The organism is gamma proteobacterium symbiont of Axiagastus rosmarus, from assembly GCF_059730925.1.
In genome coordinates, this window is the sequence record NZ_AP035925.1 from 1,641,324 (window position 1) to 1,653,571 (window position 12,248).

Below are 12,248 nucleotides of genomic sequence, written 5' to 3' on the forward strand. Positions count from 1 at the left end.
CAAAGACGGAAAATTGCTTTGTTATGCAAAAAAGTTGAAGAAGCGCGCGAAAACTATTGGCTATCAGTCCTCTTCGCACAGGCGTAACCTTACCTCATCGAATTCTGATTGATGACGCCGGCGCCGTTCTGGCCCGCGAGGAGCATTTAGCATGAAAAAAATTGGCTTTTTATCTTTCGGTCACTGGACCCCGTCACCACACTCGGCCACCCGTTCGGCGCAGGATGTGCTGCTGCAGTCGATTGACCTGGCTGTCGCCGCCGAAGAACTGGGTGCCGACGGTGCCTATTTCCGCGTACACCACTTTGCCCGCCAGCTGAGTTCACCGTTTCCGCTGCTGGCGGCTGTCGGTGCCAAAACCAGCCGCATCGAGATTGGTACCGGTGTGATCGACATGCGTTACGAAAATCCGCTGTATATGGCGGAAGACGCCGGGGCAGCGGACCTGATCGCCAACGGCCGTTTGCAGCTCGGCCTGAGCCGTGGCTCGCCGGAGCAGGTGATTGAAGGCTACCGCTACTTTGGCTTTAATCCGCGCGAAGGGGAAACCGATGCGGATATGGGACGTCGTCACACCGAAGAGCTGCTGGAAGTGCTGCGCGGCGAAGGGTTCGCCAAACCCAATCCGCAGCCGATGTTCCCGAATCCACCGGGGCTGCTGCGCCTGGAGCCGTATTCCGAAGGCCTGCGCGAGCGTATCTGGTGGGGCTCCGGCTCGAACGCCACATCGATCTGGGCAGCCCAGCTGGGGATGAACTTGCAGAGTTCGACGCTCAAGGATGACGAGACCGGCGAACCGTTCCATGTGCAGCAGGCGAAGCAGATTCGCGCCTATAAAGAAGCCTGGCAGGCGGCAGGGCATCAGCGTGCGCCGCGCGTGTCGGTCAGCCGCAGTATTTTTGCCCTGATGAACGACACCGACCGCGCTTACTTTGGTCGCGGCGGACAGGAGCAGGATTCCGTCGGCTTCCTCGATGAGAAAACCCGCGCCATCTTTGGGCGTAGCTATGCTGCAGAGCCGGAGCAGCTGATCAAACAGCTGGCACAGGATGAAGCGATTGCGGAAGCCGATACCCTGTTACTGACCATCCCTAATCAGCTCGGTGTGGATTATTGTGCGCACGTGATCGACAGCATTCTGACCCACGTCGCGCCAGAGCTCGGCTGGCGTTAAGCCACAGTGCGCAGGGAAGCGCACCATTATTGAAATTTGATAACCCCAATAACTCTGACCGTTGCATTTCAGGGTTATTGGGGTTATTTTATTGCTTTCAGGACGTAGCAGGACACGCGCATGGATAGCCGATCGCTAATGGCCGAAATCAAAGCCGACGGCTGGGAGCTGATACGAATTAACGGTAGCCACCATCATTTTGTCCATCCGACGAAAAAAGGCCTGGTCACGATACCGCATCCAAAAAAGGATCTGCCGATTAAAACGGTAAAAAGTATCAGAAAACAGGCCGGATTGACCGTCCATTAATTTGCAAGAGGCACACTTATGTTTTACCCCATCGCAATCGAAGCGGGAGATGAAACCACCGCGTACGGCGTTACGGTGCCGGATTTACCCGGCTGCTTTTCCGCGGGAGATACGCTGGAGGAGGCCGTAAAAAACGCCAAAGAGGCGATTACCGGTCATCTGGAGTTAATGGTTGAGCTTGGCCAGGATATTCCGGCGGTCTCGGACCTTAAATCGCTGATGAAATCGGCGGAGTTTGCTGGTTACGTGTGGGTGCTGGTGGATGTTGATGTGACCCGAATTCTGGGCGGCTCGGAAAAAATCAATGTCACTCTGCCGAAGTTACTGATTGATCGCATCGACCGTTGCGTAGCGACGCATCCAGAATTTAAAACCCGTTCAGGATTTCTGGCGCAGGTTGCGCTGGAGCGCATTGCAAAAACGCGCTGAAGTAGGAAGGGCGAAACGATGGCAGTTTTGCGGCGACCAACCATTGCGCGATAAATCGCGCCGCTACCAGCTGCGCATTAATGCGCACCCTGGGAAACGCGGCAAGGTCTTTTGACACGTATCAGATTCTGCAGGGTCGCCATTGATGGCGACAACGCGTCCTTCACGAACGCACCCAGACCTTGTAACCCGCATTCAACCCTGTAGGGTCGCCATTCATGGCGACCAACTATTGCCCGATAAATCGCGCCGCGACCAGATGCGCATAAATGCGCACTCTACGAAATGCGGCAAGGTCTTTTGACGCGTATTAGATTCTGCAGGGTTGCCATTTATGGCGACCAACCATTGCGCGATAAATCGCGCCGTTACCAGGTGCGCATAAATGCGCACCCTGGGAAATTCAGCAAAGGCTTTGACCCGTTTTAGATTCTGTAGGGTCGCCATTTATGGCGACCAACTATTACCCGATAAATCGCGCCGCGACCAGCCATTAATCCGCGCCCAGCTCCCACCACAGCTTATCCAGCGCATAATAACGGTCGCGCTGCGCCTCTGGCTGGTTCAGGTCGCGTTTCCACGGTTTGGCGAGAATGTAGTGCAGATTCTTCACCTCATCGTCATGCCATAAGCCGGCGTGCTGGAACGGCAGGGTTTTCAGCGCGTTGTAGATGTACGGCAGCGGCAGCCAGCGTCCGGCAAACACTTCATTGAGCAAATCCTGTTCGGAGAACGGATAGCGGCGCAGGTCGTCAATCTCAGCCACTTTCTGCTGCAGCCAGTCAAATACCGCCTGATCCGGCTGCAGCACCAGAAAACCGCCGTTGAGATAGTTATCAAGATCGGCGGGAGGCGTTTCACCGCGCGCCTGCCAGGTATAATGGCAATGCTCCGGCTGCCAGCTGTCAGGATAGCTGGCGATTTGATTCGGGTTGCAGCGGCAGGCGTGACAGGCCGCCAGCGCGTGCTTGCCGAGGTCGAGCGTAAACAGCTCATCCATGTTGCGCAGCACCAGCATATCGGCATCAAGAAACACCACGCGCTCGCAGCCGGTCAGCTCCCAGGCGCGCAGCTTGCTCCACACTTCACCAAACTGTGCCGAGGCATAATGCTGCTCCAGCGCAGCGTCCGGCATCAGCGGCTGGACCGGATGGATCACGCAGCCCAGCGCCTGTAATGCTTCGCGCATGCTCAGGTCGATGGCATCGGTGACCATCACAATCAGCGGCCAGCGCGTTTCGCTGCGTTTGAGTGAGCGATGCAGCGCTTTCACCCCGACATAATATTCCGGCTGCGTTAACAGCGTTACCCAGGCGTACATAAATTCTCCCCATCAAACTCAATCAATCAAACAAAGCCGTGACATAGTCATTGCTAAAGCGGTGCGTCGGATCCAGCTGTTCACGCACCGCACGAAACGCATCCCACTGCGGATAGATGGCGCGCCACTGATAGCGCTGCGGATCGTAATATTTACCCCAGTGCGGACGTCCGCCTTCTGCCGCCAGCAGTTTTTCCACTTCGGTGAGGAAATGCAGTCCGTCCTGCGACAGCGAGCCGTCATCCGCGTAATACACCACGAAACCAAAAAAGCAGGTCGGCTGCTGATGCGCCGGGCTCATCCACGCCTGAGAAGCGCCGGTGCAGCGCAGGATGATGGGATAGTGCATGTGCGGACGATTCTGTGCGTACCAGGCTTTGATCTTGCTGATAATTTCCGGCGTTTTGGCCAGCGGCACGCCAATCTCGACGTTGATCTGCGGTACGGCGATGCCACGACAAAACAGCTGGTAAATATCGCCGCTGATGTCGGTGAAATCACGGAAGCGGGTGACGGTACGGAACTGTTTGCCGCCTTTGCCGTGAATCTGCGTGTCGCGATGCATGTGTTCCAGCGTCTGATCAATGGTGTCGTTGAGGCTGCTGTCGGCCTGATCGCCGTGCTCAATCACTTCGCGCTGATGGTCGTACCACGCCTGGCTGTCTTCCGCACTGGCGACATCGGCGTTCCAGACATGCATCAGGTTGTCATCGACAAACCACCACGCTTTGCTGAGTTCGTGCTGCTCATTCCACGTCAGCAAATCCTGTTCCAGAGAATCGGCAGACGCGGCGAATTTATGGCAGGTAAACAGGCGAAATGGCTGAGTACGCAAGGTAATGGCGGTGACGATGCCGAGCGCGCCAAGCGACACCATCGCCGCCGGGAAATCGGCGTCGCCGCGCTGAAACTCGCGCACGCTGCCATCGGCCAGCACCATGCGGATATGCAGCGCTTCGTCCGCCAGCGAACTCTGTGCCAGGCCCTGACCGTGGGTGCCGGTTGCCAGCGCACCGGCCAGCGTCTGCACCGCAATCACGCCGGGCGAGGAGGCGAGCATGCGCTCCATCTTTGTCAGGCTGTCATACACCTGCTGTAGCGGCGTGCCCGCGGCAAACGTTACGCTCTCTTCATCCTGAGCGAGGATGCCGCGCAGCGCACTGAGATCCAGCAGTACGTCCTGCGGCTGTACGCACAGCATGCGACCGGGCGACAAACGGCTGCCGAGCACGCGCACTTTGCCGTGCGAGTCACGCAACAGCTGTTGCAACTCAGCTTCACTGCGCGGCTGATGCAACTGCTGGCGCTGGCCAACTACCGAATTTTGCGCCCAGTTCCAGAGCGCAGGCGTGTCATCGGTATTTTGCGTGTTGCGTAACGGATAGAGGAGAGCATCTTTCTTCACTACAGCGTTCCTTAATCTGAGGTCTGTCACGGTCCCGTTTATTTGATCAAGCGTAGACCATCACAGCGAACCCGCAGATTACGGGGCTTTGCGGATATAGCGCAGCGTGGCCGTCACCGCCAGCTGACGGTTGCGGCGAATACTGTCCTCTTCACTGTCTTGGGGGGTAAACAGCGTGTGGAAGGTGTAGCGGTTGGAGACGTGATGTACACAAATACTGCTGAGCAGGCGGTGTACGTCCACAGTATCCAGGCCGTCGATAAAGATGCCCTGACGCTGGCCGCGGGACAGGATGTCATCCAGCAAATCGAGGGTACTTTTGTTCATCGCTTTGATGCGCTCAGACTGCATGATGTAACGCCCGCGCAGCAGGTTTTCTGTACACACCAGGCGCATAAAATCGGGATGCGTGACGTGATAGTCAAAACTGGCTTCCACCAGTTTGATCATCGCCTCTTCCGGCTCCAGCGTAGTAAGATTCAGGCCGGTTTCATGCTGGCGGATCGCCTGATACACCTGCTCCAGCACCTCAATATACAGCTTCTCTTTGTTGATGAAGTGATACACCACCATGCGCTTGGTGGTCTGTGCCAGTTCAGCAATCTGCTCCATTCGCGCGCCCTGCATACCGTATTCGGCGAAGGTTTGCAGCGCACCCGCGAGGATGCGTTTTTTCAACCCTTCCGGGTCATTTTTACGTTTGGGTGTGGTATCCGACATAGCGCTCAATAACGGTCAATCAAACAGGCATGGTAGCACAGCCGCCCGGGGCCATTTGGCGCGATGAGCGGCGGCATGGCTTTATTCATTTCAGGAATAGCATTCCCGGATAAATCATAATGCTGGAATAAGCAACTGCGTATACTGCGCGTATCTGTCGATCACGGCAGCTTATTTTGACTCGCGTAATAATAACACTCAGGAAATAATTTATGCACACACGCTTTGTATCAGCCAAAAATAAATTGTTGTTAACTGTCGGCGCGTTACTGGTTGCCGGCAGCGTGGTCGCGCCGTTTTCAGTGGCGCAGGCAGCGGATAAAACCGCGGTGAAGGTCGGTATCATGAGCGGCGAGGACGAAGACGTCTGGCGTGAAGTGATAAAACAGGCCGCCGCGAAAGGGCTGACGGTGAAGACCGTGATTTTCAATGATTATAATCAGCCCAACGAAGCGTTACAGAATGGTGAAGTGGATGCCAATGCCTTCCAGCATCAGCCGTTCCTGAATAATCAAATCAAGGTCAATCATTACGATATCGTGCGCGTCGGCGATACCGCCGTCTGGCCGATCGGTCTCTATTCGAAGAAAGTGAAAAGTGCCGCCGCTCTGAAAGACGGAGCGGTAATCGGCGTGCCTAACGATCCGTCGAACGAGGCGCGCGGTCTGGTGCTGCTGCAGCAACAGGGGCTGATCAAACTCAAACCGGGCGTCGGCATTGCCGCGACCACGGCCGACATCACTGACAACCCCCATCACCTGAAAATCAAAGAGCTGGATTCCGGCATCATTGGTCGCTCGGTGCCGGATCTCGATGCGGCAGTGGTCAATACCGACTGGGCGCTGAAAAGCGGCCTGACCGCAGCGGATCGTATCGCGCAGGAGCCGGTGAAAGACAACCCGTATAACAACTTTATCGCGGTGAAAAAAGAGAACGCCAGCGCCCCGTGGGTGAAAACCCTGGTGGCATCGTACCAGAACGATGCCGTCAAAACGGTATTTGACAAGGTCTACAAAGGCACGGGCGAAACCGCCTGGTAAGGAACCCATCCATGACGCTATTTTCCGAGGCCACCGTGCCCCTGACCGCCGTGGCGCGCGGCGTGATCGAAGAGGCAACAGTACGCGATCGCGTGGCGCAGCACAGCAACGTGGTGCGTTTGCAGGGCGTGTCGCGCCGTTTCGGCCAGACACAGGCGCTGCGCAATGTCTCACTGACAGTGCAAAAAGGCGAAATCCTTGGCCTGATTGGGCGCAGCGGCGCCGGAAAATCGACGCTGATTCGCTGTCTCAACGGGCTGGAGCAGCCCGACGAAGGCGTAATCGAGATTGAAGGGCGGCGTATTACCGGTCTGTCAGAACAGCAGCTGCAGGCGGTGCGCAGTCGCGTTGGCATGGTGTTTCAGCACTTCAATCTGCTGTCGGCAAAAACCGTGGAGCAGAATGTGGCGCTGCCGCTGAAAATAGCTGGCATTGAAAAGGCACAGCGCAACCAGCGCGTAGCGGAACTGCTGGCGCTGGTGGGGTTGAGCGACAAGGCCGGACACTATCCGGCGGCGCTCTCCGGCGGACAAAAACAGCGCGTCGGCATTGCCCGCGCGCTGGCCGCCAGCCCGGCGCTGCTGCTGTGTGACGAAGCCACGTCGGCGCTCGATCCGGAAACCACCCGCTCGATTCTCGCGCTGCTGAAATCGCTCAATCAGCAGCTTGGTATCACCATTCTGCTGATCACGCATGAGATGGAGGTGATCAAATCCGTGGCGCATCGCGTGGCCGTCATCGACGCCGGGGAGATTGTCGAGCAGGGCCCGGTGTGGCAGGTGTTCGCCCATCCGCAATCCGCGCTGACGCGCACGCTGCTGCGCGGACTGCTGCCACAACTGCCGGAGAATCTCGCAGCGCGGCTCAGCGAACAGCGTGAAGGTGAGGCGATCTATAGCGTTCACTTTGCTGGCGTGGCGGCGCACGGGGATTTGCTGACGCAGTTTGCCAGCGCTCTGCCGGGTAAATTTCGCCTGCTGCAGGGTGGCATCGACCACATTCAGCACTACGCGGTAGTGCGTTTCTTTATTGCGCTCCCGGCCGCCAACGCTGCCGATGAGTATCAGGTTCTCAGCTGGCTGCGTGCGCAGCAGGCACAGGTGGAGTTGGTCGGTTATGTCGCCAGTGATGATTGATTTACTGCTCAACGCGTTGGGTGAAACGCTGCTGATGACGGCGGTGGCCGGCCTATTTTCGCTGCTGGCCGGATTACCGCTGGGACTGATTCTGGTGACCACCAGCCCCGGCGGCATTGCTGAAAACCGGAGCATCAACCGCCTGCTGGGCGTAGTGATCAACGGCTTTCGCTCGCTGCCGTTCATTATTCTGCTGGTGGCGCTGATTCCCTTTACCCGTCTGCTGGTCGGCACCTCTCTGGGCACCTGGGCAGCAATTGTGCCGTTATCGATCACCGCCACGCCGTATTTTGCCCGGGTAGCGGAAGTTTCACTGCGCGATGTCGATCGCGGGCTGATTGATGCGGTGCGTGCCATGGGCGCCAGCAAATTACGTATAGTCTGGGAGGTGCTGATTCCTGAAGCGCTGCCGGGCATCCTTTCCGGTTTTGTCGTCACGCTGGTGGCGCTGATCGGCGCCTCGGCAATGGCGGGTGCCATCGGGGCGGGCGGTCTGGGCGATCTGGCAATTCGCTATGGTTATCAGCGTTTTGACACGGCGGTGATGGTGGCGGTGATCGCCGTACTGATCGTGCTGGTGTGCGGTATCCAGTGGCTCGGCGATCGGCTGGTGCAGCGCATTGACCGGCGGTAAACGGAATCTTACCGCTTCCTCTGCGCGGGGCACATTTTCATGTCAGGCAGGTATTCTCAGCATAGTACTACGTACCTTCTGAAGAGTAGCCGATCGGCAACCTGAATATACTCTCCTTATCGCATCGTAAATATCCATTCGGATCGTTAATTGCACCGTAAGGAGAGTTTTATGGAATTAACCGGTAACACCATTTTGATCACCGGCGGCGGTTCAGGCATAGGACGTGCTATGGCTGAAGCGCTTTTGACTGCAGGTAATCAGGTTATTATTGCTGGCAGGCGAAAAGAGGTACTGGATGAAACTATCGCAGCCAATCCTGGCATGCACGCCATCGTAATGGATATGGATAGTCATGATTCAATTCTCAGCGGTGCGCAAACTGTCATTCAGCGCTGGCCGGCACTAAACGTGGTGATCCATAACGCCGGCATTATGCGCAGGGAAGATCTGAAAAGAGGTGACGTCACTGTGGCTGAAGCAGAAATCACCACCAATTTATTAGGACCGATTCGCTTAACGGCTGCGCTAATTGAACATTTTCTGGCGCAACCCCGCGCCGCTATTCTGACCGTTTCTTCCGGTCTCGCTTTTGTGCCCCTGTCGCTTACCCCTGCGTATTGTGCCACCAAAGCGGCAATTCACTCCTGGACGCAGAGTCTGCGCTATCAATTGCGTGATACCGCCATTCAGGTAACGGAACTGGTTCCGCCGCTGGTACAAACTGAATTAATGGGCAGGCAGCACGCAACGAATCCGGCAGCGATGCCGTTGGCTGAGTATATGCAGGAAACGCTGCAAATATTGCAGGAACAGCCGTACACTGCCGAGGTGCTGGTTAAAAGGGTTAAGCCTCAGCGCTTTGCCGCTCGCGGAGATTATACTGCCTTTTATCAGGCGTTTAACGATCGCCTCGCGGGGCAAAATAATTAAGCCTGTCAGTGCGATATTCACTCACAACGTGGCGTTTTGTTGCTGTTGACGATGCTCTCGCGGAGAGCATCCCCACTCTTTTTTAAACGCGCGTCCAAATGCGCTTTCCGTATCATATCCGGCAGAAAATGAAATCTGCGAAATAGGTTCGCGCGAGCTTCTCAGGCGCTCGCCTGCCAGCAGCATTCGCCATTTCGACAGGTATCGCATCGGCGTCATCCCCACCCTGGTTTTAAATTTTTTCGCGAATACCGTACGCGACATCCCCGTCCGATGGGCCAGTTCCTGCAACGTCCACGGGAAAGCGGGATCGGCATGCATTAAATTTAGTGCGGCTTTGAGTTGGGGATCGCAAAGGGCAAATAGCCAGCCAATGCGTTCTTCACCTTGCTGCTGAAGAAATACCCTGAGCGCCTGCACCAGCATGATCTGCACCAGTTGCTGGGAGAGTAAAGCGCTGCCTGGCTGCGAAGTTTGTATCTCCTCTCTCAGGCATTCCATCGCACTGCGCATAATGTTGGTCCCCGTACCCTGCCTGACAGGAATGATCGCGGGCAGAGCCTGCAGCAGGATATCTGCCAGTGCGCTATCGAAGGTATATCGACCGCCGAGAATAAAAGCACCCTGATCGGGCGTGACCTGCGTCAGCGCGCCCGTTTCGCTGTCGGGCGGTACAAAAGGCTGTCTTTTAGCCGCGGGATGGGTGGCCAGACTAAAGGATTTGCCAGAGGTGAGAAATACACAGTCGCCGGTTTCCAGTAACAGAGGCTGCTGGATTCCGTCAACCGCTACCCAGCAGCTACCTTCCACGACACAGTAGCATTTGATGCCCTGATGAGGCGCAAACACCAGCGCGGTCTGTGCTTCCACTGGAAAACCGCCTGAGATAGCCCCCTGCAATCTGAGCAGAGTAAGCACTTCGGAAAGTGGATCCATAAAATTCCGTACGATCTGCATAAAATTACCTCGTTATAGCAGAGACCGTACCATTATTCATATTTTAATCTGCTTATCACCGGGACGTTTTTGTCCCAGACCATCGATAAGGGGATTGTAATGAATGTGTTCATAACAGGTGCAAGCGGGTTTATCGGTATGGCGCTCGCCGCTGAGCTGATTCAGGCCGGTCATCATGTCACCGGACTGGCTCGTTCGGAGCAGACTGTCCAGCGTCTTAATCGTATTGGCGCGGACGCGCACCGGGGCGAACTGAAGAATCTTCTGAGTCTGACCGTGGGTGCCCGCGCCGCTGACGCGGTGATCCACTGCGCTTATGACCACGCTTTTGCTCACCCACAGGACACGGCAATGCAGGAAACTCAGGCAATTGCAGCCTTGGGTAAGGGATTACTGGATTCGACGCGACCATTACTTATCACTTCAGTTGCTGCCATGGGCAGTCGTGCACCGGGTCAGCTTGCCAGCGAGGATTTTTACGACCCGTCGACGCAAAATCCGCGCAAATCGACTGAAATAGCAGCAGCCCAGGTCGCAGACAGTGGCGTCAATGTTTCCATCATCCGGTTGCCTCAAGTGCACAACGAGGTAAAACAGGGGTTCGTTTCAGCGTTAATCCAGCTGGCGCGAGAAAAAGGCGTTTCAGCCTATGTGGAAGAGGGAAACAATCAATGGGCTGCGGCGCATGTTGCTGATGTCGCCTCACTTTATCGGACAGTGCTTGAGAAAGCGCTGCCTGGCCAGCGTTACCATGCCGTTGCGGAACAGGGCATTTCATTGCGCAACATTGCCGAAGACATCGGAGCGGGCCTGGGTGTTCCTGTCGTGCAACTGACCCGCGAAGAAGCCAGTGCCCACTTTGGCTGGCTGGCGCTGTTCGTTACCATGGATATGCGTGCATCAGCAGAACTAACCCGGCAGCGTACCGGCTGGCAACCTTCGCATCCGGGTTTACTGCAGGATCTGGAACGCTACTTCAGATTAGCGTAAAACCATAGCGGCACAGCAGCATCCTTCGATACAGGTATCACGATGGTGAAGATTGAACACGCAGACCCGCGCTCGGCGGAATCACAGTGGCTGATTGAAAAACTCTCCGCAGAGCTTGCGGCTATCACTGGCGATGGCGGAAACAGCCGCGCCAGCGTTGACACCTTTCAGGGTGAAGGCGCGTTGTGGGTGATCGCGAGAGACGCGCAGGGCACGGCCGTCGGCTGCGGCGCGTTACGGCCGGTGGCTGCCGGGATCGCTGAACTGAAAAGGATGTTCTCCGACCGCAGTTTGCCGGGCATCGGCTGCGCCTTGCTCAGCGCTCTGGAAGCCGCGGCAAAAACGTTGGGATATCGTGAACTGTGGCTGGAAACCCGGCATGTTAATCAGCGCGCCGTGGATTTTTATATCAGGCAGGGTTACCGGCAGAGAGAAAATTACGGACCCTACCGCGGCCGGGAAGAGGCCATTTGCCTGGGCAAAACGTTATAAAATAAAAGGGTGGCTGACATCAGTCCGGCGGGTTTGATTTAGCGGCCCGTATCATCTTCCATCGCCCAGCAAACTCACCACAACAAAAAGCCCGCTCAGGTTTCCCTGAGCGGGCTTCTTTAAATCTGGCTCCTCTGACTGGACTCGAACCAGTGACATACGGATTAACAGTCCGCCGTTCTACCGACTGAACTACAGAGGAATCGTTGGAACGAGGCGAATATTAGCGATGCCGATCCCCGTTGTCAAAGCCCGATCGCACACTTCTGGTTTAAGTGCGCGTAAAAGCAGCGGATTGCTGCTTTTCTGCCTTGAATGGGCAGATTTCAAACTGCCAGCAAGATCTCACTTTAAACGCATTTCCTTTGAGATGTTAGATGCGTGTCAAAGTTTTGTTATTTGCCGATTTTAAAACAATCATTTCAGTGCTTTTATGATGAAAATTTCAAAAGAAGAAGGGATGAAACAAATGAACTGCTTATCATCACGCCCGAAACGAGTTTTGTCCGCTCAATGCTTCTTGCGAAAGTAACATATTGATAAGGAAGATGTTGAAAAAAGGAGCAGCACGGTACCGATAGCGTCAGACCAGAAGCCTTACCTCTACGAACAGAAAAAAAACGCCAGCGACGTTGAGTGAATGTAAAAGATATTTTTCATTCGCGGACTCAGCCAACCTGAGCACGTTAACAAATAAGAAGGGTTACC

At 55.8% G+C, this 12,248-nt stretch carries 13 protein-coding genes and 1 tRNA gene; 9 read left to right on the forward strand and 5 right to left on the reverse strand.

The window, feature by feature from the left end:
• Window positions 1–151: 151 nt before the first annotated feature.
• The 3 genes from AC6I8F_RS07495 to AC6I8F_RS07505 all read left to right on the forward strand — a co-directional run bounded on the left by AC6I8F_RS07495 (window position 152) and on the right by AC6I8F_RS07505 (window position 1,912).
• Complete coding sequence (locus tag AC6I8F_RS07495; RefSeq protein WP_021509376.1) at window positions 152–1,174, forward strand: LLM class flavin-dependent oxidoreductase; 1,023 nt, start codon at window positions 152–154, stop codon at window positions 1,172–1,174.
• A gap of 120 nt (window positions 1,175–1,294) precedes the next feature.
• Entirely contained in the window at window positions 1,295–1,483 is a 189-nt protein-coding gene (locus AC6I8F_RS07500) for a type II toxin-antitoxin system HicA family toxin (protein WP_141495245.1), read from the forward strand.
• An 18-nt stretch (window positions 1,484–1,501) separates the two neighbouring features.
• Window positions 1,502–1,912 (forward strand): type II toxin-antitoxin system HicB family antitoxin, encoded by a 411-nt coding sequence (locus AC6I8F_RS07505; protein WP_058781997.1) that lies wholly within the window; start codon window positions 1,502–1,504, stop codon window positions 1,910–1,912.
• 493 nt (window positions 1,913–2,405) lie between these two features.
• Here AC6I8F_RS07505 and AC6I8F_RS07510 read toward each other — a convergent pair whose 3' ends face one another.
• From AC6I8F_RS07510 to AC6I8F_RS07520, 3 genes are all read right to left on the reverse strand, one after another.
• The gene (locus AC6I8F_RS07510; protein WP_058771104.1) at window positions 2,406–3,233 is read right to left on the reverse strand and encodes a glycosyltransferase family 8 protein; all 828 of its coding nucleotides are present in this window, start codon (window positions 3,231–3,233) and stop codon (window positions 2,406–2,408) included.
• 22 nt (window positions 3,234–3,255) lie between these two features.
• Window positions 3,256–4,638 (reverse strand): D-arabinono-1,4-lactone oxidase, encoded by a 1,383-nt coding sequence (locus AC6I8F_RS07515; RefSeq protein WP_498028687.1) that lies wholly within the window; start codon window positions 4,636–4,638, stop codon window positions 3,256–3,258.
• 78 nt (window positions 4,639–4,716) lie between these two features.
• On the reverse strand, window positions 4,717–5,358 hold the full coding sequence (locus tag AC6I8F_RS07520) for a TetR/AcrR family transcriptional regulator (RefSeq protein WP_498028688.1): 642 nt from the start codon (window positions 5,356–5,358) through the stop codon (window positions 4,717–4,719).
• A gap of 212 nt (window positions 5,359–5,570) precedes the next feature.
• On the opposite strand from AC6I8F_RS07520, the gene AC6I8F_RS07525 reads away from it, so the two are divergent.
• The 4 genes from AC6I8F_RS07525 (at window position 5,571) to AC6I8F_RS07540 (ending at window position 9,101) form a co-directional block, all read left to right on the forward strand.
• Window positions 5,571–6,398, forward strand: coding sequence for a MetQ/NlpA family ABC transporter substrate-binding protein (locus AC6I8F_RS07525; RefSeq protein WP_088518052.1), 828 nt, complete (start codon window positions 5,571–5,573; stop codon window positions 6,396–6,398).
• Window positions 6,399–6,409: 11 nt separating this feature from the next.
• A complete protein-coding gene (locus AC6I8F_RS07530) occupies window positions 6,410–7,534 on the forward strand; it encodes a methionine ABC transporter ATP-binding protein (RefSeq protein WP_498028689.1) in 1,125 nt (374 codons plus the stop codon).
• A complete protein-coding gene (locus AC6I8F_RS07535) occupies window positions 7,515–8,168 on the forward strand; it encodes a methionine ABC transporter permease (RefSeq protein ID WP_058771108.1) in 654 nt (217 codons plus the stop codon). Before AC6I8F_RS07530 ends, AC6I8F_RS07535 begins: the two co-directional genes overlap by 20 nt.
• Window positions 8,169–8,339: 171 nt before the next feature.
• Complete coding sequence (locus tag AC6I8F_RS07540; protein ID WP_264442913.1) at window positions 8,340–9,101, forward strand: SDR family oxidoreductase; 762 nt, start codon at window positions 8,340–8,342, stop codon at window positions 9,099–9,101.
• Window positions 9,102–9,122: 21 nt separating this feature from the next.
• Here the strand turns inward: AC6I8F_RS07540 and AC6I8F_RS07545 are convergent, their stop codons facing one another.
• Window positions 9,123–10,037: an AraC family transcriptional regulator gene (locus tag AC6I8F_RS07545; protein ID WP_338670982.1), complete on the reverse strand. Its 915-nt coding sequence runs from the start codon at window positions 10,035–10,037 to the stop codon at window positions 9,123–9,125.
• A gap of 120 nt (window positions 10,038–10,157) precedes the next feature.
• Between AC6I8F_RS07545 and AC6I8F_RS07550 the strand changes: the two genes are divergently transcribed.
• Window positions 10,158–11,048: an SDR family oxidoreductase gene (locus AC6I8F_RS07550; protein WP_136545780.1), complete on the forward strand. Its 891-nt coding sequence runs from the start codon at window positions 10,158–10,160 to the stop codon at window positions 11,046–11,048.
• 42 nt (window positions 11,049–11,090) lie between these two features.
• Entirely contained in the window at window positions 11,091–11,540 is a 450-nt protein-coding gene (locus AC6I8F_RS07555; RefSeq protein WP_222951881.1) for a GNAT family N-acetyltransferase, read from the forward strand.
• Between the two features lie 126 nt (window positions 11,541–11,666).
• Here the strand turns inward: AC6I8F_RS07555 and AC6I8F_RS07560 are convergent.
• Window positions 11,667–11,742, reverse strand: a tRNA-Asn gene (locus AC6I8F_RS07560).
• Between the last annotated feature and the right edge of the window lie 506 nt (window positions 11,743–12,248).